At 66.6% G+C, this 26,795-nt stretch carries 25 protein-coding genes and 2 pseudogenes; 21 read left to right on the forward strand and 6 right to left on the reverse strand.

The genetic code is table 11. From position 1 onward, the window contains the following. The first annotated feature begins 7 nt into the window (after window positions 1-7). The 8 genes from ACO1BR_RS25060 (at window position 8) to ACO1BR_RS25095 (ending at window position 13,327) form a co-directional block, all read left to right on the forward strand. The gene (locus ACO1BR_RS25060; protein ID WP_426797346.1) at window positions 8-742 is read left to right on the forward strand and encodes a hypothetical protein; all 735 of its coding nucleotides are present in this window, start codon (window positions 8-10) and stop codon (window positions 740-742) included. Between the two features lie 325 nt (window positions 743-1,067). Continuing rightward, window positions 1,068-3,203, forward strand: coding sequence for a DUF6603 domain-containing protein (locus ACO1BR_RS25065; RefSeq protein ID WP_426797347.1), 2,136 nt, complete (start codon window positions 1,068-1,070; stop codon window positions 3,201-3,203). 10 nt (window positions 3,204-3,213) lie between these two features. After that, window positions 3,214-5,442: a hypothetical protein gene (locus ACO1BR_RS25070; protein WP_426797348.1), complete on the forward strand. Its 2,229-nt coding sequence runs from the start codon at window positions 3,214-3,216 to the stop codon at window positions 5,440-5,442. Beyond that, a complete protein-coding gene (locus ACO1BR_RS25075) occupies window positions 5,439-9,248 on the forward strand; it encodes a hypothetical protein (protein WP_426797349.1) in 3,810 nt (1,269 codons plus the stop codon). The genes ACO1BR_RS25070 and ACO1BR_RS25075 overlap by 4 nt, the downstream gene beginning before the upstream one ends. Then, window positions 9,245-9,985 carry a hypothetical protein gene (locus ACO1BR_RS25080; RefSeq protein WP_426797350.1) on the forward strand — a complete coding sequence of 247 codons (741 nt, stop codon included), beginning with the start codon at window positions 9,245-9,247 and terminating at the stop codon, window positions 9,983-9,985. The genes ACO1BR_RS25075 and ACO1BR_RS25080 overlap by 4 nt, the downstream gene beginning before the upstream one ends. Next, entirely contained in the window at window positions 9,982-11,181 is a 1,200-nt protein-coding gene (locus ACO1BR_RS25085; RefSeq protein WP_426797351.1) for a hypothetical protein, read from the forward strand. The genes ACO1BR_RS25080 and ACO1BR_RS25085 overlap by 4 nt, the downstream gene beginning before the upstream one ends. Window positions 11,182-11,577: 396 nt before the next feature. Further along, window positions 11,578-11,742, forward strand: a complete 165-nt coding sequence (locus tag ACO1BR_RS25090; RefSeq protein WP_426797352.1) for a hypothetical protein — start codon at window positions 11,578-11,580, stop codon at window positions 11,740-11,742. 175 nt (window positions 11,743-11,917) lie between these two features. Beyond that, complete coding sequence (locus tag ACO1BR_RS25095) at window positions 11,918-13,327, forward strand: hypothetical protein (protein WP_426797353.1); 1,410 nt, start codon at window positions 11,918-11,920, stop codon at window positions 13,325-13,327. A 198-nt stretch (window positions 13,328-13,525) separates the two neighbouring features. Here ACO1BR_RS25095 and ACO1BR_RS25100 read toward each other — a convergent pair whose 3' ends face one another. After that, window positions 13,526-13,804 carry a helix-turn-helix domain-containing protein gene (locus ACO1BR_RS25100; protein WP_426797354.1) on the reverse strand — a complete coding sequence of 93 codons (279 nt, stop codon included), beginning with the start codon at window positions 13,802-13,804 and terminating at the stop codon, window positions 13,526-13,528. 513 nt (window positions 13,805-14,317) lie between these two features. Next, window positions 14,318-14,461 (reverse strand): annotated as a pseudogene (locus tag ACO1BR_RS25105) (IS630 family transposase); the annotation flags it as partial. A 51-nt stretch (window positions 14,462-14,512) separates the two neighbouring features. Between ACO1BR_RS25105 and ACO1BR_RS25110 the strand changes: the two are divergent. After that, window positions 14,513-15,252 (forward strand): annotated as a pseudogene (locus ACO1BR_RS25110) (hypothetical protein); the annotation flags it as partial. Here the strand turns inward: ACO1BR_RS25110 and ACO1BR_RS25115 are convergent. The 4 genes from ACO1BR_RS25115 to ACO1BR_RS25130 all read right to left on the reverse strand — a co-directional run bounded on the left by ACO1BR_RS25115 (window position 15,240) and on the right by ACO1BR_RS25130 (window position 17,084). Further along, window positions 15,240-15,419, reverse strand: a complete 180-nt coding sequence (locus ACO1BR_RS25115; protein ID WP_426797355.1) for a hypothetical protein — start codon at window positions 15,417-15,419, stop codon at window positions 15,240-15,242. The pseudogene ACO1BR_RS25110 and the gene ACO1BR_RS25115 sit on opposite strands and share 13 nt — an antisense overlap. Before the next feature lie 129 nt (window positions 15,420-15,548). Further along, complete coding sequence (locus tag ACO1BR_RS25120) at window positions 15,549-15,893, reverse strand: hypothetical protein (protein ID WP_426797356.1); 345 nt, start codon at window positions 15,891-15,893, stop codon at window positions 15,549-15,551. Window positions 15,894-15,953: 60 nt separating this feature from the next. After that, window positions 15,954-16,442 (reverse strand): hypothetical protein, encoded by a 489-nt coding sequence (locus tag ACO1BR_RS25125; RefSeq protein ID WP_426797357.1) that lies wholly within the window; start codon window positions 16,440-16,442, stop codon window positions 15,954-15,956. 291 nt (window positions 16,443-16,733) lie between these two features. Then, window positions 16,734-17,084, reverse strand: a complete 351-nt coding sequence (locus ACO1BR_RS25130) for a hypothetical protein (RefSeq protein ID WP_426797358.1) — start codon at window positions 17,082-17,084, stop codon at window positions 16,734-16,736. A gap of 117 nt (window positions 17,085-17,201) precedes the next feature. Here ACO1BR_RS25130 and ACO1BR_RS25135 point away from each other — a divergent pair, with 117 nt between their 5' ends. From ACO1BR_RS25135 to ACO1BR_RS25190, 12 genes are all read left to right on the forward strand, one after another. Then, window positions 17,202-17,768 carry a hypothetical protein gene (locus ACO1BR_RS25135; protein WP_426797359.1) on the forward strand — a complete coding sequence of 189 codons (567 nt, stop codon included), beginning with the start codon at window positions 17,202-17,204 and terminating at the stop codon, window positions 17,766-17,768. A 155-nt stretch (window positions 17,769-17,923) separates the two neighbouring features. Then, window positions 17,924-18,262: a hypothetical protein gene (locus tag ACO1BR_RS25140; RefSeq protein ID WP_426797360.1), complete on the forward strand. Its 339-nt coding sequence runs from the start codon at window positions 17,924-17,926 to the stop codon at window positions 18,260-18,262. 44 nt (window positions 18,263-18,306) lie between these two features. Next, a complete protein-coding gene (locus ACO1BR_RS25145; protein ID WP_426797361.1) occupies window positions 18,307-19,410 on the forward strand; it encodes a hypothetical protein in 1,104 nt (367 codons plus the stop codon). 79 nt (window positions 19,411-19,489) lie between these two features. Beyond that, window positions 19,490-20,638, forward strand: a complete 1,149-nt coding sequence (locus ACO1BR_RS25150; RefSeq protein WP_426797362.1) for a PD-(D/E)XK nuclease family protein — start codon at window positions 19,490-19,492, stop codon at window positions 20,636-20,638. Window positions 20,639-20,729: 91 nt separating this feature from the next. Beyond that, window positions 20,730-21,572 carry a hypothetical protein gene (locus ACO1BR_RS25155; protein WP_426797363.1) on the forward strand — a complete coding sequence of 281 codons (843 nt, stop codon included), beginning with the start codon at window positions 20,730-20,732 and terminating at the stop codon, window positions 21,570-21,572. A 175-nt stretch (window positions 21,573-21,747) separates the two neighbouring features. Further along, on the forward strand, window positions 21,748-22,161 hold the full coding sequence (locus ACO1BR_RS25160; protein ID WP_426797364.1) for a hypothetical protein: 414 nt from the start codon (window positions 21,748-21,750) through the stop codon (window positions 22,159-22,161). After that, on the forward strand, window positions 22,158-22,682 hold the full coding sequence (locus tag ACO1BR_RS25165) for a hypothetical protein (protein ID WP_426797365.1): 525 nt from the start codon (window positions 22,158-22,160) through the stop codon (window positions 22,680-22,682). The genes ACO1BR_RS25160 and ACO1BR_RS25165 overlap by 4 nt, the downstream gene beginning before the upstream one ends. 740 nt (window positions 22,683-23,422) lie before the next feature. Next, a complete protein-coding gene (locus ACO1BR_RS25170) occupies window positions 23,423-23,764 on the forward strand; it encodes a hypothetical protein (protein WP_426797366.1) in 342 nt (113 codons plus the stop codon). An 89-nt stretch (window positions 23,765-23,853) separates the two neighbouring features. Continuing rightward, window positions 23,854-24,153, forward strand: a complete 300-nt coding sequence (locus ACO1BR_RS25175) for a hypothetical protein (RefSeq protein WP_426797367.1) — start codon at window positions 23,854-23,856, stop codon at window positions 24,151-24,153. An 84-nt stretch (window positions 24,154-24,237) separates the two neighbouring features. Next, on the forward strand, window positions 24,238-24,669 hold the full coding sequence (locus ACO1BR_RS25180; RefSeq protein ID WP_426797368.1) for a hypothetical protein: 432 nt from the start codon (window positions 24,238-24,240) through the stop codon (window positions 24,667-24,669). Window positions 24,670-24,739: 70 nt separating this feature from the next. Beyond that, window positions 24,740-26,251, forward strand: a complete 1,512-nt coding sequence (locus ACO1BR_RS25185; protein WP_426797369.1) for a DUF3560 domain-containing protein — start codon at window positions 24,740-24,742, stop codon at window positions 26,249-26,251. 117 nt (window positions 26,252-26,368) lie between these two features. Further along, on the forward strand, window positions 26,369-26,692 hold the full coding sequence (locus tag ACO1BR_RS25190) for a hypothetical protein (protein WP_426797370.1): 324 nt from the start codon (window positions 26,369-26,371) through the stop codon (window positions 26,690-26,692). Window positions 26,693-26,795 lie beyond the last annotated feature (103 nt).

A 26,795-nucleotide genomic window follows, 5' to 3' on the forward strand; every position in this document is an offset into this window, starting at 1 on the left:
GATGGGCATGAGTGAGAGTGTCCCCGACATCATCGGTATCACCACGGCGTTCGCGTTGCCGGACCCCGACAAGAGAGACGTTGCGCAGGGGTGTTTTCTCGATCCACGGGGCTTGCTATTTCGCCGCCGACGGGAGACATATCAGGGTGACCCGGCGACGTGGACGTGGAGCCTGGATGGCTATCCGCCGTGCGGAGTGGACTACGGGAAGGGCTGGCGCTCCTACGGTGGACAGCTCGACAAGCGGGCCGCTGCGTTCGTCCGGGACGGGGAGCCCTGGTTCGTTGTGGGCGATGCGGGGACCTATCAGGTGCTGAAGCCCACGCCGCCGGAGAAGCGGAAGGGAAAGGCCTGGCACCAGTGCCCGCCGGTCCCGTTGAAGTGGGGTAATGCCTTTGCCAGAGACCTTCCGGCTAGGACCGAGGTGGACGCTGCTGCTGAACTCGTGGGCGGATGGGTGACGTTATTCTCCGGCGAGCGATACTGCATCGTCCCGCTGGTCGGAACGGAGAACGTACCCGAAAAATTCCGGGTCACGTTCAAGAACCTCGCACCGGCTGTTCATGTCCAGGCGGCCCTGCCGGAACCGGACCCCATCGATCCACAGTTCAAGCCCACCCACAAGCTGTGTGTGCACGACGGCAAGATCTGGCAGTCACTGGGCTGGACGTGTGAGAAGGACGCCGACGGCAACTACAAATGGGGGACCTTCACCATCCACGGGCCGTCGGGGCTGGGCTGACGTGGCCGCCCGTGTCACTCTGGTGTGCCTCAGCTGGAAGCATGCGTTCTCGCTGGCCGAACTCCCGGTCGTGGGTGCTCAGATGCCACGCAATGTCGCTGAGGTGAACGCTGTCGCCCTGCTGTACCTGTCTGGCAAGGTTACAGAACCGCAATGGCGCAGGCTCAGGGATCTGTCAGGTGAGCCGCCGGTCCAGGGGCCTGCTGGGAGCGGGCTCATGGCTGAGGCCGATGTCACACTGCTCGGGCAGCGTTACCCCCTGTTGACCGAAGGGCAGGGAACCAAGTCTCTTGTGCTTGAGGCTGTGGGCGGGAGTCCGATTGTGGTGGCACCCGAGTCCCATGCCGTGTGGTCCTCCGTGGGCAAGGGAATCGGCCCACTGGAACTCAACCGGATCGGAGTGGCCTACGCCGACCAGAGTGTGTGGCTGCTGGTGGACGCCGGCGTCACGATCGGCGGGCTCGCTTTCGCGGCCCAGGGCTTAGGGCTCGGCATCAGCTTGAAGAAGAACCTGGAGGTGCGAGGCTGCCTCCGGGGGCTGAGCCTGGAGTACGACCGGGACCCGGTCCGCATCGCCGCCGGTGTGCTGTTGCAGGAGCCGCCCGCGGGCTACCACCTCCTGTTGACCGGGCTCGCGGAGGTGGTCACGCCGCAGCTGAGCGTCGCGGCCGTCGCCTCGTACGCCGAGCGCGACGACGGTGGGGTCTCCCTGGCCGTCTTCGGCAAGGTCGGCGGGCTGCACATCGGCACGCCCGTGATCGAACTGACGGGCTTGGCCGGAGGGTTCGGCTACAACAGTCGGATCGCCGTCCCCGAGCTGGCGGCCGTGGAGGACTTCCCTCTTATCGCGGGGATTACGGACGACAAAAGGTTCCCTGTGGGGCAGGGATCTGTCGAGGTCCTCAAGGCGATGCGAGATGTCATCACGCCTGAACCCGGCAGCATGTGGTTCGCGGCGGGCGCGCAGTTCACCGCATTCGAGTTCATCGACGGCAGCCTGTTGGCCGTGCTCCAGGCAGGGGACGATTTCACGCTCTCCGTTCTGGGTATCGTCGGCGCGCAGTTCCCGAAGAAGCATCCCTACGCCAAGGCGGCGCTGGAGCTGCGGGCGGTGTACCGCCGCTCCACGGGCGAGTTGTCGTTCGCCGGACAGTTCACCCGGGACTCCTACGTCCTTGATCCCAGCTGCCGCATCGAGGGCGGCTTCGCCTACGCCACGTGGGTGGACCCCTCTCCGCACCAGGGCGACTTCGTCGTCTCCTTCGGCGGCTATCACCCCTCGTTCGTCCGCCCCGGCCATTACCCGGACATCAAGCGGGTGGGGCTGCACTGGGCGGTGAGCGACGCTGTCTCGATCAGGGGCGAGGGATACGCGGCGCTCACCCCTTGGTCGTTCATGCTCGGAGGCCGGCTCGACGTCGACTTCCATGCCGGGCCGCTGAGTGCCTGGTTGCATGCCCAGTGCGACGCGCTGATCCAGTGGTCGCCGTTCCATTTCGAGCTGGACGTCGGCATCCGCGTCGGCTTCGCGCTGGATGTAGGGCTCGGCACCATCCGCGGCGAGCTCGGGGTGGATCTGTCGCTGTGGGGACCGCCCACCGGGGGCATCGCCACCGTGCACGTCCCCGTGCTGGGGGACGTGCACATCCGCTTCGGGGAAGGACGCGGGAGCAGGCCCGACCGGCTGACCTGGCCCGAGTTCGTGGCGGGGCCCTTGCATGGGGGACAGCTCCAGGTACTGCCCCTGACCGGCGTCCGGCCACCGGCGCCGGATGCCAAGAACCAGGCGCGGCCGTGGAAGGCGTCGCAGAGTGGCTTCGTCCTGGCCACCCGCTCTCCCATGCCCTTCTCTGCCCACAGCCGGCAGCCCGGCCGAGCTCGGGGCAACGGCGTTGACGTGCGCCCGCTGGGATGGGAAGGCGTCTCCGTCACCCATGCCCTCACGGTCAGGGGGCCACGGCCCAGCACGAAGCCGATCGACCTCGTCAAAGCAGGCTGGGACGCGAGGCCCACGACCGAGCAGGTCCCGACCAGTGTCTGGGGCGAGCCCCTGCAAGACACCGGCACCCGCCCGCCCGCACCACAGGGCGCCGGGACCATCTGCGCGCAGACCGGCATGCGGCTGACCGTCCCGCCGCCCCGCGCGACCGGGCCGCTCAAACAGATTGCCGCCGAGGAAACACTCTCCTTCGAGAAGGTCGTGTTCACACACGGCGAGGACGCCCTGGTCCCGCAGCACACCCGGCCCGTGGGCCCCACCACCGGCCGGCCGGGGACGGTGCGGCAGGCCATCCGCGACACGATGGCCACACCGGAGACCACCGAGCGCCGCGACCAGCTGCGCCAGGCGCTGGCCGCAGCAGGTGTCCTGCCCGCCACCGCCCACAGGGGCACACCCGCCGATTTCCCGGACCGCGTGTGGTCGTACGTCCTCGATGACCCTCTGTCAGCCGTCCCGTAAAGGTGACCCCATGCCCCATGGATCTGCCCCTGTCCGGCACACGGTGACACTCGCGGACGACCTGCGCCCGGCGATCGACCCCGGCCACTACACGATCGAGGTCAGCCAGGATGTCACCCCACACGGGCCGTCACAGGTATCACTGACCGGCGCCTGCCAGGAATTCGTCGTCGAATCACCGCAGTTCACGCTCGACTCGGCGTCCATCTACGCCCAGTACCCACCTCCCGGCGCCACCGGAGACTTCTCGACCGTCCTGCCCCACATCACACTGAACCAGGCGACCCGCCCCTGGGAACGCTCCATCACCAGCCAACGGGACGAAAGCCATATCCCCTGGCTGGCGCTGCTGGTGGTCACCGACGGCAGCCTGGTGGCCGACCCCGACACCAGGCAGTGGATCACCACCCGGCCGGTTCAGAGCCTGAAGGGCACGGCACCAGATGGCGTCGTCCTTCCGAACCTGACCGTCGACGACATCGCCGGTGTGGACGACTCCTGCCAGACCGTGGACATCAAACTGGCGGCTGTCCAAGACCTGATGCCGCTGCGCAAGGAGTTGCGCTGGCTGACGCACCTGCGCCAGGTCACCAAGCAAGGTAAGAAAATCGCCGCCCTGGGGGAGGGGTGGCAGCCCGGCCAGTACGGCGTGGTGGTCGCCAACCGGCTGCCCCGGACCGACGGGCACTACACGGCGCTGCTGGTGTCCCTGCGCGGGCACGGCGGCTACCCGTATCTCCAAGGCGACCAGCCTCTGCCACCCCGCGCGGACAGGGTCCGCTTCGTCGTTCTGGCCTCCTGGTCCTTCGACTCGAAGGCCCGGGCAGAAGGCACCTTCGGCGACGTCGTCAAGCACCTCGCCCACGAGGCAAAGCTCGACCCCATGCTCCGGCTGCGTACCCGCCCCGTGGACCACCCAGAGGCCCGCGATCGGCTCGCGGATGGGTACGTACCGCTCGTCCACCGGCTGCACGGCGGCGAGGACAGCTACGGCTGGACGCGCGGCCCCCTGACACCCGTCGTCCCCCAAAATCCCCTTCCCCCCGGAGAACGGGACGCCGCCACGACGTGGACCTGCGCCGACGCGGCCCTGATCTACTCTGAGCACTACGGCCTCTTCGACGTCAGCTACGCCGCCGCCTACACCCTCGGGCAGACGCTCGCCCTGGCCAACACCAGCCTGGCAGAAGCAGTTTCCCGCTACCGACGCGAGGGGCTGCGCGCAGTGCAGCAGGCCGCGGCAGCGCGGGAACATGGCCTTGACGGCGGCAGCGAAGGCACCCGCTCGCTATTCGACTCATGGCTCGCAGGGGATGCCCGGATGCCGTCCGAGCTCAGCCGCAATATCCAGCAGCTTGCCAAGAAGGCGTACGCCGTGCCGCCCAGCTCCGCGGCGCGTGCGCGTGTCGAGCCCGTCACGCCGGCGCCTGCTCGCGCTCTGCGCGAGATGGCGGCCCGCACCGCCGAATCGCCCCTGGCAGCCGCATGCGAGGCGGCACTGGAGGAAGTGGCCGCACGGCACCGACCGCACGTGGCCCACGCGGGACTGACCTGGAAGGACCTGCTCCCGGCAGTTCCGTTCTCCTTCCTGGTACCGGACATGGAGATGCTCCCCGCCGAGAGCCTGCGGTTCTTCCACGTGGACCCGTACTGGTTCGACGCCTTGATCGCAGGGGCCGCCGGTCAAGGAGCCTCGTCCGCAACCGACGTCGTGCTCACCTCCCGGCTCCTCGCCGGGGCGTTCACCGACGAGGCCCTGCCGGAAGGCGGCGTGCTGATCCGATCCCGGCTCATCCAGCACTGGCCAGACCTGGTGCTGGAACTCCCGTCCGACATGCCGGCTCCGCACACATTCGCAATGGCCCCGGACATCCGGCTCCTCCTCTTCCCGAAGTGGCCGCAGACGTTAGTACTGCGCGAGCCGCCCCATGCACTGAACTTCGGCATCGACACATCCCTGGACGGCAAGGATCACGGGGCCATCAACCTGCGCTGGGTGAGCGGCGAGAAAACCGGCGAGGCGAAAAATGAGGCGTTCAAGCCGGTTGACCAATGCCTGCGCGGTATCTCGCCGGGGTCCGGGCTCGATCGCCCGCAGGTCTTCAACCTCTGCGGCACGGGAACCCCCCTCGTCCCGGCGCTCACCAGCCAGCTCAAGCAACCCATCGCACCGGCCGGCCTCGCCCTGCAGCTCATGAACCTTGCCTATTGTGCGACCTTCAAGAGGAGCACCACGTGACCGAACCGGCCGACATCATCCTCGTACCGGTCACCACCCGGGCCCTCGTCGTCTCGAACGCCGTACGTTACAACCAGGACTTCGCCCGGTGGAACCTGCGCTTCGCCCCGGGCACGCGGACAGACCCGCAGGAATCCGCCGACCACAGACCTGACATCGGTGTCTTCCTCCACTGGCAACTGCCCGACGCACTCTGCCGCGGACGGGTCGACCTTACGAAACAGGGTCAGGGCCAGGGTCAGCCGTTCTTCCCCACCGCTCCCAACCGATGGGTGGTGGTCCGCTACCACCGCCCCCATCCGGTTCACGGTGCGCCCCTGCCCGGTCCGGCAGCCACGGGATGGCTGATCCACAGCGACTACGCGAGCAACCATCGCTACAGCCAATCGCACCGCGACGGTGGCACGTCGCCATATCTGCGGCGCACGGTCGGACAGGGTAACGACTGGCAGGTCTGTTACATCGGCGCCAAGCACGATCTGTCCATCGAAGAATGGAACGACCCCGGCCAGGCCCCAGGGTTCCTCCTGACCGCAGTGGGCCCGGGCATCCCCACCTTCGCCTCGTACCAGCCGTACAACGAGAACGTCTTCTCCCTCCACGATCCCCTGAACCAGCCCGGCAACGACACGAAGATCGACGAGGCACTGGTCAGCTACCTGGTAGTCGGCTGGCACTCCCGCCCCGAGGACAGCCCGCTGCACCCGCACGCAGTGACCGAACTCCTGCGTTTCCACGGCACAGGAGGCGGTGCCCTGGGCGGCGCTGGGCGGCCCGTCGACGACGCCCTGGCAGCACTCGGCTGGGCCGTGAAAGGGGCGTCCGACACAGCCCGCCCGCTGTATGTGGGCACCGTGCTCGGGCTGGACTGGAAACTAAAAGGCGAGGTGCCACCGTCCAGGCGCCCTCTCACCCCCTGGAAGCAATCCCTGGTCTCCACAGGCCACTCCTCGGCCGACGCACTTGACGCCGTCGTCGACGAGTGCCTCCCCGGCGACCTGGAGCGCCGGCGCCAACGGGCCCAACTGCTGCACGCCTTCCACACCGGCCTGCTCGACGTGCTCGACAACAGCACCGTCGCCTCGCCAGAGGCCCTCGACGCCGCGCTGCGCACATCATGGTTCCACAGCTCACCCGGTGGCTTCACCTGGCGGCTCACGCCTCCCCGGACACAAGACGGCGTGCCGCCGGCCCGGCAGACCGACTTCCCTGAACTGCGTGCAGCACTGCGGAAACTCAACACACTCCAGCACGACTGCGACCGGGCAGAGGTGCACGCTCGAGCCGCGCTGCGCCGCTGGTACGAGCTGTGGTGGATGTCCGGCCTGGACGGCAAACCAGCTGATTTCATGGCCAGGGCCGTCGCCCCCGCCCAGCAGGCCGCGGCTGCCGCGCGGTCGGACGCGCTGGCGAAGCGAGACCAACTACCGCAGTTCGTCTGCGCCGTCCAGCAGTTGCTGCCGAGCGGGTGGGCTGTGGACAAGCTGCCCGGCGCCCCGTTCTACCGGCCGGCGGAGCCCGTTGCCCTTGCCTATCCGATGGGTCTGCCTCCCGAACTGCGGCTGGACAACAGCACCCCGCCGCTGCCCTGCCGCACCCCCGCCCAGATTCTCACCCGCGCCCAGGCGCCGTCCCCGCCATTGATCCCTCCCGAGCCGTGCCCGGCTCCCGCCCACTTCGCCAGTCTCCAAAAGGCGCTGCTCCAGCAGGCCGGTGCCCGGGCCTGGGAGACGGTCGGCCGACTCCTGGGCGAATTCTGGGTGCTCGACGCCTACACCGCTGAACTCCTGCGCAAGGGCACTCCCCGCCCCTCCGACTACACCGACGCTATGGTCGGGCCCGGCCCCGGGCAGACGCTCCCAGCCGGTGCCGCACCCTGGAACCAGCCGTGGGACCCGATGTACCTGCGCTGGAGCGCCTACTGCTACCCCGTACCCGTCGTCGACAGCGCCGGCAACAGCACCGGTTACTGGTCCTTCACCGGCACAAGTCACCGGCTTACGGCACCCCGCAAAGACCTCGACCCCATCGGGAAAAACCCGGACCCGTACACGGTCCAGGGCTGCTCCCACCTCAGCCCCGTGCCGATCTTCACCCTCCAAAAGCGCGTGGCCCAATACCTGGACACCTACCCCGACACCAAGGCCAACGAGGTCCTGCACGAATTCCGCAAGCACATCGGGAACTGGGACATGATCTCCCAGGAACTGACCGGAGTGAACGACTGGTTCGTCCAACGCACACCCTTCTATGGCGACGCCTCCGCAGACGCACCACCCGGGGCGACACTGACGCCGGTACCCGTCCCCCCCGACCCCCATAAGCCGGTGCCCTTCACGCCGGTACTGGCAGGACAGCTGTCCTTCGCCGGCCTCGCCATCGTCGACCGGTTCGGCCAGCTCGCCACCGTGGTCGATTCGACGAATCAGCAGTCATTCCGGCCCCGCACCGGCCGCGACCTGCACGTCGAATGCCAAGGGCAGACCGACCCCGATGTCGACCCACCCGTCAGCACCACAGACGCCCAGCGGTTCGTTTCCCTGCGCCCCCGCCTGCCCCAGCCGGCCAGACTGTGCTTCGAACCCCTGAGCGTTGGTTCTGATGGCATCCGGCCCATCGACCCCGACGCCGACCCCACAGGCGTCGATGAAACTCCTGCCTGCGGCTGGATCCTGCCCCGCGCCCATGGCAGCGGCGTGGCACAGAGGGCACTTGCGGTCTACGGTCCGCGCGGCCAGGCCCTCGGCGAAGTCCGCCTGGTCGGACCCGCGGGGAAAGAGGCCGTCGGATGGGTGCCCCTGCCCGGATCCCCCTTCCTGCGGCCCTCCGACATCACCGGCGCCCCCTTCAAGCAGGCCTACCCCGACCTGTACGGTCTGCTGAGCGCGCTCGTCGACCCCGACGCCGACCACGCCAGCGGCCGCACCGAACGCGCCGACCGCTTCCAGGCCCTCACCGCAGCCATCGACATCGGCGTGCCCACCGTGGCACCACCGACCGACCCCGAGACAGCAGTGGTCTCCCTCCTCGTAGGCCGCCCCCTCGTCCTCGTACGCACCCGCCTGCGCCTTGAGCTTGACGGGCCGCCCCTGCCGGACTCTTCCTGGGCCACGGCCATGACCGCCCCAGGGCCTGCCACCCACCCGTTGTGGAAGGCCCGCTGGAACATCCAGCTCGGCTCGCCGCACGACCTCACCGACGGGCTCTTCGGCTACTACACGGCAGCCTCCGCAGCCCCCGGCGACAAGGCCATCGACTACCAGCACCTGTGCGTGGGCTATGAGATCGTTCCCGAGCCCGTCTACCTCCGAACGGTCCTGCACGGCGAGGCCCTCAGTGTCGCGGCCCGGTCGGCCGGCCAGCCGGCCGACGACACCGCCGCCGCCTTCGCCACCCTGCTGATGGATCCCTGGAGCTCCGTCGAGGCGAAGACGGGCATCCTGCCCGCCGCCAAACTCCGCCTCCCCGACGGCCTCGTCAACGCCGCACTGCGCGGACTGAGCCTGTCCCTGCCCCAGGCCCCACTGCTCGCCCCCCTCCGGCCGCCAGGAGCCGACCACGCCCACGCACAGACCACGCACAAGCTCGTCCTGCCCTACCCCCTGGCACTGGACAAGACCGGCCGCACCGCCGTCTGGACCGAACGCACCACGGACGGGAAGTGGCACACCCTCCCCCTCGTCCCCGCCGACGGCACCGCCCATCCACTGGACCCCCGTCCCACAGCACGCTCCGGCTACCTCAGTCTCATCCCCGACAGCCACCACCAGACACCGGCCCCTGGACACCACGAGGAGAAGCAGTGAGCACGGCCCCACGCCACCTGCCCACCGGACCGGAAACCTCCGGCCGGCTGATCGACGGCTTTCAAGCCCGCCCTCTCCAGGTCAAGCGAGATGATCCAATCAACCTCATCTGGCAAGGCCCGGACCCCAAAGAAGCACCTCACTACATCCTCGAATACACCACCCAGACCGGCAGCGCCACGAAGCCGATCAACGGTGATCCTCATCTGGCCTACGTCGGCGGACACTGGCAGTTCACCGTGGACCACCTCACCAGCACCACCGCCTTCCGGCTCACGGCCACAAAGGGGGAGCAACACGAGACCAGCCTGCTCACCCTGGTGACGGTCGAGGGCGGAGACGTAGTGGCCGGCGACCTCACCGCCAACGGACACGTCAAGCTCCTCAAGGCACGCCACCCCTACCGATACGACGAGCCAGGTCAGGTCGAAGACCGCAACAAGCAGTTCGACCGTGCCGTGGCCGAAACGGACGGCTACGTCGTGGCCGTCATCAAGAGCAGCCAAGCTCACCAAAGGGCAACACTCAGAATCACCTACCACGGCGGCACCAACGCGGACTTCTCCGTCAGCGCGTCTTCCACGGACCCGAACCAGCAGGAGACGCTGTTCGTCCCCGTCGGGCAGGGAACCACCGTCACGATTCACGCCGATGCCACCGTGCAAGGAAGCGTCGCGTGGTTCCCCCTGGGCGACGGCCTGCTGCACAACAACACCAAGGCGGAGCGCCGAGCATGAGCGAACATGGCAGCCCAGGACATGAATGCCCCCTGATCCTCAACTACACCCTCGACTTTTCCAACTCACCCGTACAAGCAGGCCCCTTAGGAACTGCAAGCCCGGCTGTCACCGTAGGCACCAGCACCAGCCTGACAATCACCGCCACAAACACAGGTACCGGCAACGTGGAATGTGGACAAATCACCCTCGGCCTGCCATTCGAAAACAAGACAGCCCTATGCGACCCCTCAAGCAGGGTACGCCGAGTCACGATCGATGTGGAGCTCCACCACGGCCCATGGGACCTGCAATGCACCAAGAACCGATTCGAATACGCTCTCGCACCCGAAGACGGCTTTGATCCCGTGATCGAGAGACAGGAGCACTTGTCCGTAAAGTTGTGCGACATCAAGGTCAGCAACATCGAGGGCCAGTCCTATGTGGCTATCACGGAAACCCGCAGCAAAAAGCCACACACCTGCCACATTCCAGTCGAGAAGCTACCGAGCGGCTGCACCGTCGGCGGCTTCGCGCCCAACCGCATGTCCATCAACGCGGGATCACCCGCAGAACTCACCTGGACCTCGAATTCCGCCAAAGGCCAGGACATCACCTTCACGGTCTCCTACGTGGCAGCCCCGGGCGAGATCACCGAACCCGTAGGAAATCAGCACAACTTCAAGACACAGGACCTCTTCCACGACTCCCCCCTCTCCCTGCAAGCGACCATCAGCCCAACCGACCTCACAACAGCGCCCCACAAGGTCACTCTCAACAGCTTCGTCATCATCGCCCACCCCGACCTCACCGTCGGCAACCTGACCGCCACAGGAGCCGTTCACCTGCACAGCACGCCACAGATCACCACACTCCCGCTGCCCGCACACGACACCCCCGCCGTACTCCGAGCCGGCACCGACGGCGTCCTCTCCCTCTTCGTAGACGCGCCCGCCACTCAACTGCCGCACATCAAGCTGGACCTGAAGCTCCCACAAGATAAAACGACGGTTTACGACGTCACCCTGATCCCGCAGAGCCGACATGTCAGCGACGGCAGAATGCACAAACCATGCTTCACCGTACCCATCCCGAAAGATCATGAGATCCACCTCGCTACCGTCACCCCCAGCCTCCTCCTCGCAGAGGCCGGGCTGCGGCTCCACTGGAACCCCCTCGGCATCGAACGCCTCACCAACGACCGACCAACCACCTGACCCACCCCTCACACGCAGCCACATACTGCGACAGAGTTCAGCGCCAGCGGCCACGCAGCGGGCCAAACCAAGGACTGAACCAGGCCACAACACTCAGCTCCCACCTCCCGTTCATCCAATGAGCCCGGCAGGCCAGATCAGGAGTCACTGGAAGACTGGCAGCTGAGGCAAACCAACGGAGCCTTCACCGAAGCCCACATCGGCTACCCCCAACTCACCCAAGAGTCCGCCAGATCTGTTTGCCGCGAACAGCGAAATCAGGGGAACCCCTCATGCCGATCCCACCGAACCAGCACCCTCAGAAGTGCATCTCTCTCGACACCCCGGTGGCCGGCTATCCAGTGGCACTGGGCGTGCACTGGGGCTGGCCGGACCCGGCGGATCGGAGGGCCTGCCATGTTCGCTCCACGGAACGACACCACGGACAAGACCCAGCTGGTCTACATGGTCGACGAGGATCCGCCCGTGCCGCCCCTCGGACCCGGCTACCAGAACCAGGAACTGAAGATCACCGCCGCCAACCGGATTCGGCGGATGCAAAACGAGAACCTTTCACCCTGATTTGCGAGAATCATTGGAGTTGACGGTGGTCCGACCTGAAATTAAATGGCACGTCAACCTCGCCTTCGATAAGCGCAGCAGCTATCCTTACAATACAACAACGGCAAAAGATCAAATGGCGTCGAGACGGGTGGATGATCTGGGACTTCGCAGTAAGTCAAGTCCGCGTGTAGACATGACGCGGCATCACCTGATCCCTTGGAATGTCTTGAGGGATTCCTGGAACAACATGGCGAAGAGGTATTACGGCACCCAGGGAAAGGGCGGGGTACCGAAAGGTGTCATGAACTACCTGAAGGTGCTTCGAGGCTCTGTGGCCGAGCTGCCGTTTAATCCTGAGCTCACGCCCGAGGAGAAGCGGGAACTGAGGGATCTCCTGCAAGGTCTTATCGCTGGGGAAGTCGAGCACCAGGAGGGGGGAACGGATCTCAAGATGGGCGTCGAGAAGCTGACGGAAATGATCTGCTGGACGTCCGGGAATCTCATCATTGGCCCCTCAGGGCCGTCCGGTCTGGAAGGCGTGGCATACCGGGTGGACGACCCGGGTGAAAACATTGAGCCGGATCTCGGCCGCAGGCTCCAGAACCCTGACTGCTTGACTGCCGCGGAAGAGCTCAAGAAGATTGCGTCCGTGACGACGGGCGGCACGGGAGGGGATGCCGAATTTGGCACCTTCTTCTCTCACTTGAGAACGCTCTCCCTGAGAGTTGCAGGCGACTATCCGCAGGGGGTACGCGAGCAGGACTGGAGGCATATCGCGCGGGGAGGGCATTTCCTCCCTTCCAATGGCTCTGGCTTGATCACTAAAAACTCCAAGGAGGCCGTGAAAAAGCATCAAGGAACACTGGTCAACAATACCGGGATGATTCTCCGTCAAGTGGAAGGGAGGGGGGTGCCGGTGACCATAGGACTGGAGGTCGAGCCTGTCGCCGTCTCCGCGATCAGGGTCGCGGATATCGACCCCGTCGTCAAAATCGGCGAGAAGACATTCTTGCTGGAGGTCGTCGCCGAAGACCTCTTCCACAAGCAGTGGTCCGTGAGCGCCACGGGAATTAAGATGTCCGATGTTCTTGACTGGGCATCCGGTAAGTGGAAGTCCAGCCCCTTCGAGGTGCCGGACTTTGTCAGGAAACTGGAACTTCGGCAGCTGACCGTCAAAGCCGAAACGGCACACGATTTCGAAGCGTGGCAGGTCTGCGTTGGCACGCAAAGCGTGATTGCCGGGGTGGACATGAGCATGGTCTTCTACCTGGAATACGTGAAGAAAGGAGGGTTCGGGCTGGGTGCGCTGGTGTCCTGCGTGGATGGGAGCAGCGGCAATGCCACCCCCTTGTGCTTCAGCGGAGACTTCTCGAAGGACGTCCATGGCTGGCAGTTCGAGGCCACCGGAGGGCCTTTCAGTGTTGCCGCTCTGGTCAGGGCGCTGGGTGTCAAGAGCGAGGATCTTCCGCCCGAGCTGACGCAACTCCTGCCCGATAAAGCTGAAGCCGAGCTGCGGTGCCGATTCACTGAGACCGGAGCCGAATTGGCCGCAAGCGTTAAAGCCGGGAACCTCCAGACTACTGTCGCCTGCCTGAAAGGCTGATATAGCCCGCCGTTGCCGCCCATCGGGTGATAGTGACGGGCTCGCGTAGGTGAGCGTGAGGCCTGCAACAAACCGGGCATGGGTGGGCCTTGCAGTGCAGCACTGTTGGGTTTTCTAAATGTGCGGCAGGGCCGCCTCGTAGATCTCCTTTCCAAGGTCCGTGAGCTTCATCGGGTGGGCGCGCTGGGCTCAGACCAGCTAGGGGCCGCCGAGTGCCTTTTCCAGTCGCTGGATCTGGCCGGTGACCGCTGGCTGATTCAGACCAAGGGTCCGGCACACCATGTCCGTCGTGGGGAAGGGGACGATGCGGAGGAAGATCTGCGGCCGGCGGCGGCCGTCGGCGCTGCCCGCCACGGGGCTGAGGATCGGCGGGGCCCAGTCGGGGGAGTGGGGTTCGCGGATGTGTGGTTGCCGCACGGGTCGGTGGAGCGGGACTTGGTGGGCTTTGCGCCACCGCCGCATCGTGTCCAGGCTCACGCCCCTCTCCCGAGCCAGGTCGGCCAGGGGCCGGCCTGGCACGAAGTGCTGCTCGTAGAACCAGTCCCGGTCGACGCCGGGGGGGCTGTTGGGGAGCGTGCCGGGGGATGCCGTACTCGTCCGCGAGCTTGGCCAGGAGTTTCCTGCCGACGCCGGTGACGCGCGCGATCTCTAACAAGCTCTGGTTCTGCTGGATGTAGAGGTCCATAAAGCGTTCCTCGGGGACGAGCTTCCGGGCAATGGGGAGCATCATCCGGGCGCCTCCAGGGCCGATGGCCTGCAAGAGTTCGGGGGCCGTCCACCGTGGCGGACAGTAGGAATGGCTGGGCGAAGACCGCCATCACGTCCCGGTCGAAGTCGGCATAGAGCAGACGTCAGCTCCAGCGGCGACTCGTAGACGACATGAGCACGCATGGTGGTAGACCAATACGAGCCCGAGTAGTGCTTCTGTCCGTCCCGCCAGCGGAACGTACGCCACGGCGCTGAGGGTTCGAAGAGGTCGACGCCCGGCAACGCGGACTTCCGCGACACCCGTAACTCCCTGGCCACCACCGGCGGAGCCACACCCTGCTCGAACCTCTCGGCGACCTCGAACCGCACCCGCTCCCGCCGGGCCCGCTCCGACGCGGTCAGACCACCCCCATCGGGATACCTCATCTACCAGACATACAACCAAAGTGACCACACGTCACCCCAATCCGCAATCCTCAGAAGCGACGGTCTCTGGGGGCGCGAACGGACCGGGGACGTGGGTGCGTACTGAGCGGCGTCGGCTCGACAAGATCAGAAGCCGAGGCTGGAACGGGACCGAATGCGCTGCCCTCCTGGAGGGTGTGGCCAAGCCGCAGTGGCATCGAGGCGTTGCGTGGAGGCAGCCTGGGGACGCCGTGATGTGGCGGGCCGTTGAGACGGACCTTCTGCCCGGTGCGCCCGTCGGCAGCAGTGTCCTGGCCACTGAGCCCGCGCTGCCGAACGACTGGTGGCGGGCGTTCAATATGTCGCTGGATGCCCTGGCCAAGCAGCACACGAGGCGCGTCGCTAGTCCGGACACCGTGATGATCACGCAGAACGATGTCGCCGAGGCGATCCACCGCTTTCTCCCCGGTGGCGTCGACACGTCGGTGGAACAGTGGCTGCCGGCACACGCCGATCTCAACTGGGCGAACATGACAGGGCCGGAGTTCTGCCTGTTCGACTGGGAGGACTGGGGTATGGCCCCTCAAGGGCTGGATGCCGCGTCATTGTGGGGCAACTCCCTCGCCGTCCCGACTCTCGCCGAGCGCGTTCGCCACGAGCGGCGCCACGATCTGGAGAGCCGGGACGGCAAGCTGATGACCTTGTTCGTCTGCGCGAAGATCCTGGCCCCGGACGCCCATCCCGAGGATCCTCGCCTTGAACCCGCACGCCTCATGGCTACACAGATTGCGGGGGACCTTCAGAGGGGCTGACGATCTCGCTGCTCGCGAAGGAGCCGCCGATAGGCACTGAGATTGTCCGCCTCGGCCTCGTACCGCAGGGCATCGACGAGTTCCCCGAGGCGGGAAGGGCTGTCCGTGCCGACGGCGATCCTTCCCACACGCGGCAGCCCGTAGGCCACGAGGAATGTGGCCTGCACGGCCGACAGGTCATCGTGCGGCTCCAGCCCTCTCGCTCCGGACGGGATGTGGGTCGACGAGCTTCGGCCGACAAGCAGCAGGCCCCACCCAGCCCAATGAGGGCGGGACGGGGCCTACTGTCGGGCAGTTCAGTGCAGTTGACGCCCCATCTTCGCCGAACGCCTGCTCTGGCCCTTGGTCTCCCACCACTCCTCCAACAAGGTGCGGACCAAGTGCACGAGTTGTCGGAGCCGATCAGGGTCGGGGTGAGGTGAGGTGAGCACATCCACGAAGGACTTGTCATCCCACGGCAGCGTGAACTCCCAGCGTTCATCTTGGTGCCCTTGACGCACTACAGCGATCTCGTACGTAAAGGTCACGCTGCGGTCGGCATGATGATGGACCGACAGGCTCACAATGTTAAATCTGACCTGCCCGTCGCCAGTGGTGTAGGAGCAAGCCAGGGCACGCTCCGCTGGCGTCTGCTTCACCATGCGTCTCATCCACCCTTCGCCTCATCTGGTGACGGACGACTTCCCCTGCACACAGGGGAACTAACACTTCCTGGCGCTGGCCAGGTTCGTGACATTGTACGCAGTGAGAACGTCATTCAGTCCGGCAGGGGTGCCGATGATGGTGCGGAATCTTTCCACCGGCGGGCATTGATTGGTGTAGATGGAGAATCCACCTCGCCCATTGGGCGCCCCATTGGCGATGGCATTGTTTATCTTGCCGTCCATCCCGGCATTCCAGCCGTGACGCAACTTGATGTGTTTCCACCCCCACGTCGTCGTTCCGCAGCGCAGCGTGTACCTCTGGACTCCTCGGAAGTACTGCCGCACGATGTAGTTGCGGCCGTTGTGCTTGCACGTGGAGTCGACGCTGTTGATCGCGACGCCAATGGGACTACGGCTCTGGGCACTTGCGGGACTAGCCGCAGGGATCACCAACACTGACGTGGTGACGGCGGCGGCAATGGCCGCGGCGGCACTACGAGTGCTGTTGCGACGTGTGAAATTTCTGTTGGATAACTTGCCCTTCACTTTTCCCCCTTTTCCTTTGATGCTGCGTGACCTTTTGTAGCAGCTACACCTCAACTCGGTCGAGCGGTTTTCTGCCCTCCGACCCAAACCGCCTCTCTCTGGCCGACACGCCATGAAACGGCGCTCGCTTGACGAGTGGAGATTCACGCGCAACGGAATATGCAATTCCATTACCCGGTGTGGACGATCAGGCAATTCCCCAGATCCCTGACGCGGAGCGTCCGTAGCATGGGCCCGATGGCGGCTCGTAAGAAGCCATTGACAGAGGAGGAGGCGATCGTGATCGCAACTTCAGAACGCGTTCGTGAGCGTGGCCTCGATCCCGATCGGCTGGTCTGACATGTGCCGGTCGGTGCCGTGGTCGAGGATTTTCAGGCGATCGCGTGCAGTGACGAGGAGGGTCTGGCGGCGTCCTCGGGAGAGCGTGAGGTCCCACTGCACCTCGACGTGCCCGATGAGTCGTGGTGCCCCGAGCGCCTCGCGTCGGCCCCAGCGGCCGGGCAGGAGACAGGATCCGGACCGTGGTGCCTGGCTGGGGACGTCGGGCTTCCCTCGACCGGGGCTGGCGCGGCAGCCGGCGCCGAAACGGCGAAGCCAAGACCCCCAGGGCATCGGCTTGATACGGCCTGGGGTCTTGTGCACCTCTTGGAATGTGCCTTCGAAAGCTATCAGCCCGTGAACAATCCCCCTGGCCCCCCGCGACGATCGGGAAGCTATTCTGCTATGCCCAGTCCGGGAAGCAGGAGGAAGGAGGCCGTCGTGGCGAAGCCGCTGATCGTGGGCCGCAAGGAGTTCGCGAAGATCTACAACGTTGCGCCGACAGCTGTCAGCGACAGGTGGGTTCCCGACGGGATCCTGTCTTACGAGGACGCCGCGATCGTGTCGGGCAAACCGTTCTGGCCCGGGGGCCTGGCTGTCGCTTTCGCCCTGCCGCCGGGCAGTCGCGGCCGACAGCTCGACGAGAGGCTGCTGGCCGAGTTGGAGGAGGAGCAGCAGGCGAGGGTCCGGCCGATGAAGAAGGGCGAGCTGCCTCCGCTGGTGGGGTTGCAGGAGTACGCGGCACTGTTTGGCGTGAGTCAGCACGTGGCGGCGAACGCTCGGAATCGGGGTGGCGGGATGCTGCCGGCTGAGGATTACCTGCTGTCGGGGTCTCCGTTGTGGCTGCTGGATACGGTGCTCGGGAGCGCCGAGATGACGTTGGGCAAGAGCCGTGGCGGGTCGTGGCAGTTGCAACTGGATGTAGCAACGGCCCTGCAGGAGGGTCGGTATGACGGTCCGGGGTCGGTGATCTCGATGCGGGGGAAGAAGGCCGCAGCCGCGTCCTGAGACCGCGGCCGACCCTCCACCTTGGTACGGGGCACTCGTTGCAGAGTTGCCATCCCCACCATCCATAGTAGAATAGCCACATAGGGAAGGGGTAACCGCTAGGCCATTTGGACGGTCGTGCAAAATAGGCCGCGATACATCTACCGAGGAGGGGCATGATGACTGTGCAGCTGGAGCTACCTATCGCAGCCATCCGCCAGCCCGAGAATCCCGGCCGGCTGACAATCCAGGAACGGTTTGAGGCGTTTCACCAGCTCAATCCGTGGATCCTGGAACACCTGGAGGCCCTGACCGCCGACTGCGTCGAGCGCGGCCTCAGGCGCATCGGCATCGGCATGCTGTTCGAGGTGATGCGCTGGCAGTACGGCCGCGCCACCCGCGGGGAGCCCTGGAAGCTCAACAACGACTTCCGGTCGCGCTACGCGAGACGCCTCATCGAACTGCACCCCGAGTGGTCCCCCCTATTCGAGACAAGGAAGATCCTCACCGCCTAAAAATAGGCGAGTGCATATAGCCATGAACCTCTTGGAGATGTTCTGTGTCTACCGCGACCGCGCCACGCCTGCGCACCCGCAAGCCGACCGGCATCGTGCCCTGGCCGAAGATCCTCATCGAGGGACCCGAGAAGAGCGGCAAGTCCTGGACTGCTGCCGCCTTCACCGGGTCTAACAAGACGGGGCAGGCGTACTGGCTGGAGCTCGGCGAGGACACCGCCGACGAATACGTCGGAGTGCCGGGCGCTGAGTACCTGTTGATCGACCACGACGGCTCCTACCGGGACATCCTCGGCCAGGTCGAGGCCGTCCACGCCGAGGCCAAGCGGGCAGCGGCCACCAAGGAACCGCCTGTGGTACTGGTCGTCGACTCGGTGTCGCTGCTGTGGCGGACGCTCGTCAACTGGACTCACGAGCGTGCCCGCCGGACGCCGAAGAACCAGTCCAAGCTGCGCCGGGACCCCGATGCCGAGATCAAGCCAGCGATGAACCTGTGGAACGACGCCTACGAGCGGTGGGCGCGCGTGATGTATCTGGTGCGCACCATGCCCGGCATCGTGATCCTGCTGGCCCGCGGCAAGGAGGTCGCCGCGATCGACGGCAACGGCGATCCCATACCGGGCACCAAGGACTGGCGGGTCGAGGGGCACAAGTCGCTCGCCTTCGACGCCACGGTGTGGGTGCGGCTGCGCAAGGACGGCGTTCCGCAGATCATCGGTGCCCGCTCGCTGAAGTTCGAGGTACCTCGGGACAAGCCGTTGGAGGTTCCGGACTTCAGCGTCGAGAAGCTGGTGTTCGGGCTGATGGGCTGCTCGGCGCACTCCCAGCCCGGCGTCGTGGCGCCCGAGCTGACGGGCGATCTGGCGCAGCGGTGGGTGCCCCGCGTCCAGCGGGCAGCCAAGGATGGTCTTGAGGCGTTGAAGAAGCTGTGGACCGAAGCGGCGGCGGACGAGCGGTTGTCTCGTGAGGAGCTGCGCGTGGTGCGCGCCATGATCGAGCGGCAGGCCGCCGAGCTGAAGAACCCCGAGCAGCTCTCGGATCCGACCAGCGATGCCGCCAAGTTGCGCGCGGCCGCTGCTGCCGAGCAGGACTCCACGAGCGAGTCACCTGGCGACGACCAGGGCGCTGACGCGTTCACCACCGCCTGATCGAGTCCCCTTCTTCTCTTTCCACGTGCCGGGGTTCGTTCCTGTGCGGCCGAACCCGGCACGTCCTTTTGGAGTTCCTGTGACCACTCACACCGTCAGCACGCGGAGTCCATCCGCTTCGATCTGGGATGCGGCGCATGCCGCTGACGCTCGCCGGCCCCGTTCCCGGCAGCGGCAGTTGGGTGCCTCGGACACCATCTGCTCCCGCCGGGCGGGGTACATCCTTCACGGCGCCAAGCGCAGCCACAGCCCGGACATGCGGGCGGCGATTCTGGGCACCTACATCCACCAGGGATTGCTGGAGGACGCGCGCCGAGAGTTCGGGTGGCTCATCGAGCGCACCGTCACCGATGACGTGTTGTGCGGCCACATCGATGTCGTCCAGCTCGACGCCGCCACGGCCAACCGGCTTCCCAAGCGTCATCGGCCAGTTGGGCCGGCCGATGTGGTGACGGTTGAGGATGTGAAGACGAAGTCGGGGCGGATCTGGGATCGCGTCGTCCGGTACGGCCCGACGGCTGCGGAGATGCGGCAGGTACTGCTGTACGCCGACCTGCTGCGCTCTGTCGGCTTCGCTGACATCCCCGGGCAGCGGTACTTGCACCGGCTCGGCCCGATCGACGTTGGGCGCATTCGGTTTCGGTTCGTGTGCCGCGACACCGGCGAGGAGCACATCCAGGAGTTCGACTTCGACCCGTGGTTGGCCACGGAAGCCCGATGGTGGGTGGAGCGCGTGCTGGAGGCCCCTGGCCCGAAGGACCTGCCGCGCGATCACGACGGCCCCGGCCTGTCCGCCATTTGCGACAACTGCCCGTTCCGTGACGCCTGCTGGCCGGGAGTCGCGCCGGGGATGCCGGCGCAGACGATCCTGATCCACGACGACGCCGACCGTGCGCAGGCTCTGGCTGACTACGTGCGGGGGCACGAGCTGTACCGGGAGGGCAAGCGCCTAAAGGAGAAGGCGCGCGCCATGCTCTCCGACTCCCCTGCGGGCCGTTACGGAGACAACACCCTCGGCTGGAGTGGCGGGAACCCTCGGCAGGAGATGGACATCCAGGCGATGGTCGAACGGTTCGAGGACGCCGACCTGGTCGTGCCGATGCTGCCCAACGCCAAGGCGATGGTGGAGACCCTACGCCGCGCCGGGATACCGGTGCCGACGCGCCCAGCGGCCGGGCAGAAGACGCCACGGACCATCAACATCAGCCCGGCTCGCGAAACCGTCTGACAGCCCCTGTGGCCGCCCCGCACGCACGCGCGGGGCTCGCTGTCCGGCCTTGATCATTCGTTCGTTCTGTACCGCCCTGGAGGCCCTTCCCGTGACGATCCTGCGCCGCAACCTGAGCAGCGGTTTTACCGTGCTGCCGACAGCCACCGTCGAGGACGAGAGGCTGTCGTTCAGGGCTCGCGGGGTCCTGGTCTTCCTTTTGGCGAAGCCGGACAACTGGCAAGTCCGCTCGGATTCGATCGCGGCCGCCGGGCAGGAAGGGCGGGACGCGGTGCGCAAGGCCCTGCGGGAGCTGCGGAACTACGGCTACTACCGGGTGGTGCCCGAGCGGCAGGCGGACGGGACGTTCCTCCAGATCACCGAGGTGCATGACACGGCGCAGGAGTGGGCGTCGGAGGAGTACAGCCGGCAGGTGACGCACAGGCTCGCGCGGAAGCTGAAGCGGGATCACGAAGAGACCGCGTCAGCCGACGGTGGAGATGTCGGGGGAACCGGCGACGGATTTTCAGGCGCCGGTGAACCAGCCGCAGGAGCATCAGGCGCACTAGGTAGTAACCAGAACCAACACCCACAGAAGAATCCCCCTACCCCCAACTCGGATGTCGATGAAGAGCTTGGCGCCGCCCTGCCTGGCAGCGAAGCAGGCTCGTCCTGCGCGAAGCATCCAGACGGGCCGGGGCGGTCGTGCCGGAGGTGTGGAACGAGTCCGCGTCAGGTGCAAGAGCGTCAGCAACAGGCACAGGAGCAGCAGTGCAAGACCCAGGAGCGTGAGGCGAACGCGCGCGTTTTGGCGGAGGTCCGGTTCAGGCCAGGCGGGGAGACCTTGTCGGAGGTGGCCAGGCAGCAGCTCGCCAGGATGCGGGAGGCGGGGCGGGATGCCAGCACGCGCAGGCAGGAGGTAGAGTCAAGCCTCGAAATAGGTGAGTGCACATAATCGCCAAGACGGCAGAGATATGTTCGTGATTCTCGCAGCAGAGGGTCAGCCGCCGACGGTGGGCACCAAGAAAGGGACGGCGGGCGCCAGCCTCTCCATGGAGCGCCACGCCCCCCAGGCGCCACCGGCCACCCTTCGCGGCGATAAATAGGTCAAGACCTAAAAGGATTTCGGAGTGCCTGTGACTGACATCGCCGCCAAGGCCGCTCGCATCCGCGCCTCCTACGGGCCGGAGGAACAGCGCGCCCTCGCCGCCTACGCTGACGTCCACTCCGCGCTCGAAGAGGCCGGACTGCACCCTTACGTGGAAACCCGCGGCGGCCTTGCGCTCTGCGCCTACGCACCCGACGGAACTCTGTTCGTAGTCGCCAGCGAGGACTCCCTCCCCAACAATCGCGGAGGGCTCACGGGCTGGCACCTGGCCCACGTGCCCGAGGACGAGCCGAGCCCTGCGTGGCGATGCCTGGTCTACGACTCCGCGCCCGCGACCCCCGGCTGCGGCGAGCGCGGATGCCTGAAAGTCGATCGGCTCGCGAAAGCCGCCACCAGGCACCTGTTCTCGTGCCCCCACACCGTGAGGACCGCGTGAAGTTGAGCGAGGACGACCTCCAACTGGCCGTGCGCGACTTCTTCTCCGCAGATCCCGCACTGCTGTTGGACTTCGTCGACCTTCCAGCCCTGCCGGCCTGCTACCGGTGGGGGCGGGAGCGGTTCGGAGGCGGAGAGCACGCGCGCGACGGTCGACGTCTGCCCGGGGAGCCTGACGCCGGCTGCGCCACGCGCTGGTCCGCGGCCGCTGATGGCCTCCGCTACGCAGTCGATGCCACCGGCGGTGTCCGCTCCGGGTTCTTGTACTGGCCCGACGTGCGTCGGGTGGTGAACTCGCGTCTCACCCCTGTTCGTTACGGCGCCTTGAGGGCGGCCGTCGAGGCAGCAAGGGCTCACCGTGCCGCCTACCTACCGGGCCCCGCGCCGTTCCGCACGCCGGACGCCTGGGAGTTGCACTTTCGCCGCCCGTGGGCCCAGCGCGCCTACGAGATCAACCGTGCGGCCGCGGCCGCACTCGACGCCCTGTGCCCACCGGTCCAGGCGCAGCCCTTCTTGTTCTAACCCAAGCAACCGGAGACAGCCCCAGTGATCACCTCCACTTCTTCCGCGGCCTGGACCAGTTCGGCCCCGTGTGCCGGCGTCAACGACTACGTGCCGTCCGAGGACCTGGTGCGCGGCGACCCGCGCGCCCTGCTGGAGTTGTGCGCACCGTTGATGGAGGTCTGCGCGACGTGCCCGTTCGCGTTGCGGTGCTATGAGCGCGTGCGCCCGAAGGAGGCCCGGTTCGATGGGGTGTGTGCGGCTCGCGTCTGGGTCGGCGGGAAGGCCGTGGCCTCCGCCGCGGGTGCCCCCGTGTTGCCGAAGTTGCGGTCACAGGCTGGCATTTGCGGCACGAGCAGTGGCGTGACGGCGCACCGGCGACTCACGGAGCCGTTGTGTGGGGAGTGCCGCGTCTCCGCGCAGCGCGCGGAGGTGCGCAGAGCGGGCGCCGCCAGCATCCGCAGGCGAGCTGCGCGAGCATCGAGGGGGACGTCGAGCAGTCGCAGCGCGTCTTGAGTGATCGATACCGCCGCAGGACCGGCCCCACGTCCGGTGTAGCACCAGCGACTCCGGCGGGCCGATTCCCCAGGCACCGTTAGACGTGAGACGGGCGGTGTCACGTGCGCCGGATGGCGCCATAAGCAACGCCTCTGACCTGCATAGGCGCAATTGACACCCCTTCACACCATAGTAGAATTAATGCCAGTTGAGAGAGGGAAACAGCCCTCCCAACCACCTCTTGAAAGACAAGGAATCGCCCCATGCACACGCCGAACCCGCTTGCCGTTCTGCAGGTCGCCGCCGACCACAACATCTCCGAGGAACAGGCCGCAACCGCCATCGAATGGGCCGCCCACATGACCGTTCACGCCTGGGAGAGCTACGCGGACACGCTCGGCCTCGCGAAGAGTGACGGCGATGCGATGGAGGCATGGTTCCGCTCACTTGCCCCGGGCGCGCAGAACGCGGTCCTCGACGATGCGGTCATCGCCGTGGTCGGCGCCGACCACGTGCTCTCCGAGATCTACGGCGCGCAGGACCGCGAGCGGGTGGGACGCAGGCGCGTCATGCGCGCCAATCGCCCGCGCGTACGCATCCGTTGACACCGCGCGCCGCCGACGGCCCGTCTCGACGCCAGGCGGGCCGCCGATCCGCCCTTGCACCTCTTGAGTCCCGAAAGGCGATCCCCACTGTGCTCGACAAACACATCCCCCTGGATCACGCCGAGATCATCGACTGCCTCGGCCTGACCGAAGCCCGGACCGAACGCGCCAACAAGGCCGTGCAGGACATCGTCCGCACTGCCTGGAGTCGGCTACCGGCATCACAGCGACCGCACTCGCTCGAAGAGTACGCCGACCACATATCCGCATTCGACTGGGCGTTGCTGTTCGAAGCGTGTGCCCTCAGCCAGGCGGGCCGCGGCGCCGAGGCGTGCGTACTGATCGCAGCTGCCAGGCATTTTCGTGCCGTCCACCCCAACTGCAACTGACTCCGCGGCAGTCCCGACTTCAGCCGCCCACACCCCTGTACCGCCCGGCTCGCTCTCGGCGAGCCCAACAGATCAGGAAAGACCATGCCCCACGAGAACGACTACCTCAACGCCCAAGTGCACTCCCTCATCGTGCTGTTCACCGAAAAGATCGCGGCCCACGGCAACGACGTGAGCCGGGCGCGGCACGACTTGGGACTTTCGGAGCTGTGGCGCTTCACCGACCCCGAGATTCGGCGGCACCTTTTCCTGACCACCGCATGGGAAGGCCGGGATCTGCCCGTCGATGACCTGGGAGCCTCCTCCCCCGCGCCTCAGTACGCCTCAGCATTCGCCCTTTACGCCAAGGCATGGGCCACGGAGTACCCCGACACCGACATCGACGCGTTCTGCACCCAGCACCACTCCGCCCGCTTGGCCGCCTCGTCGCTCGCCTTCGACCGTGACGACCTCTCGGTCTCGCTGGAGACGGCCCTGCTTCTCACCATCCGCACGCCCATGCCGGAGCAGTGGTGAAGCCGGACGCTCGGAGATGCCTGCCTTCCCCCTTTCCTCCCCAACCCGCAACACAGAAGGGCCTTTCTCGGTGATCGAAATCAGTCACACGCCCGCCGGCGGCACGCAGGTACACGGCACCGAGCGGGGCGACGAGGCCAGCAAGATCCTCTCCCGGAAGGAGTACGGCCGCCGCGGCGGCATGAGCTTCAAGTGGTCCAGTGACCTTGAGTGCTGGATCCTCTACCACTCCCGTGACGCCGATGCGGACATGTGGACGATCAACAAGCTCCAGCGGTACCTGGAAGAGGCCGGGTACACCGTCGCCGTCACGATCGACAACGACATCGAGCGGTCGGTGGCAGAGGCGGAGGCGGAGCGTATCGGCCGGGCGGTGGACCGCACTGCGCGGTTCGAGGAGTACGCGGGAAACGCGGCCGCGCGGTCAGAGGGCGCGCACCGGTCGGCACACGCCATCGCCGACGGGATCCCGCCTGGGCAACCCGTCCTTGTCGGGCACCACTCGGAGCGCCGGCACCGTCGACACCTGGACCGTATGGACGGCCACATGCGGCGCAGCATCGACGAGGACCGCAAGGCAAAGCACTGGGCGGAACGGGCGGCATCGTCGGCGAACTTCCAGGCGTACCGGGAGGATCCCCACCGGACGCTCCGTCGTCTGGAAGGGCTGAACAAGGAACTCCGGGACATCGCGAAGTGGCAGCGCGGGGAGTCGGCGTGCGGGTACACGCGGTCGACGACGCCTGAGGGGCTGGCCACGCTGGCGCGGGAGGAGCGCCGGGCGCGGGCGCGGGTGGAGCACTGGGAAGCGATCGTTGCCCAGGCCGAAGCCGACGGCCTCAAGATCTGGAGGCCGGAGGACTTCCGCAAGGGGGACTACGTCAACACGGGCGGCACGTGGCGCGAGGTGCTCCGCGTGAGCAAGAAGTCGTTGACGGTGCCACGTGCGTCGTGGACCGGCCGCGCGTACCTCGCCAAGGCCGACTTGGACGGGACGGAGTGGGAGGGCAGCACCGCCACGTTCCCCTACGACGGGGTGACGGGGCGAGCCACGGCGGCGGAGGTCGCGCAGTGGCGGGCGGCCGAGCCGGGGGAACTCACCAAGTGCGCGCACTGCGCGCGGGTTGCCGGAAAGGAGCTGCGCTACAGCGAGGCGCGGCACTCGTGCACCGTGTGCGGCCACGCCGCGCGCCGGAAGTTCGTCGCGCGGCCGCCGGAGGAGGAGGCGAAGCCCAGGGCGGCGAAGCCGCGGCGCAAGAGCGACCCGAAGACGCCCAAGCGGCTGCACGTGGCCTGTGGGTGGAACGCGAGCGCGGCCACGCTTATATGGCTGGACGGTCGGGGGCGCCCGCACCCTGCCCACCCCGCTACCACCCTCACGCCGCCCGACGGCGGCACGTACGCGGACAGCGTGCACACCACCGTTCTTCGTGAGCAGGTGCGGACGGTCCTGGCGGAGCGTGGGCTGAAGCTCCGCACCCGTGGCACGGGCGGGCCCGGTAAGGGCGTGACATGGGCCCTGGAGGCCATCACGGCGCCTCCGGAGATGAAGGCGGCGACCGCTCCAGCTGAGGGCGCCTAGCCCCTCCTGAGCCGCTGCTTCGTAGTTGACCCCACCCCTTTCCATAGTAGAATTAATTTATGAAGGTGAGGGGGCGCCGGACCCCCTCACCTGCCGAACACATAGGCAAGGACATCCGTGAACCGCGAAGAGTTGACCAACAGGCGCCGTTGGAAGGTGAGTTACACCTACACCTGTACCTGCAAGCCCCGCTGCTACTGGACCAGGATTCCCGGTCGCCACAGCCTTGACCTGGGCGTCTTCCTGCACAGGAACGAGGAGACCCTGGACGCGGAGGCCGCCGCGGCGCGCACAGCCCAGCAGTTCGGCCACCAAGACATCGCCGACATCCGAATGTGGCAGGAAACCGCCGAGGAGCGCGACGCGCGCCTGGCGCGACTCCGCCGCGAGGAAGCCCTTGAGAGGCGCGGCGTCCACTGGGCCATGGGCGGAGCCAACTAGGCCAAGTGTGGCCGCCGCCGTCACCGCCGGCGGCGGCCACACCCCTAAGCGATCCCCCAGATCAGCCGCACCCCTGATCCGAGCTCCCCGTTTCCGCGACCCG

Source organism: Streptomyces sp. YGL11-2 (genome assembly GCF_050054615.1).
Lineage (GTDB): Bacteria > Actinomycetota > Actinomycetes > Streptomycetales > Streptomycetaceae > Streptomyces.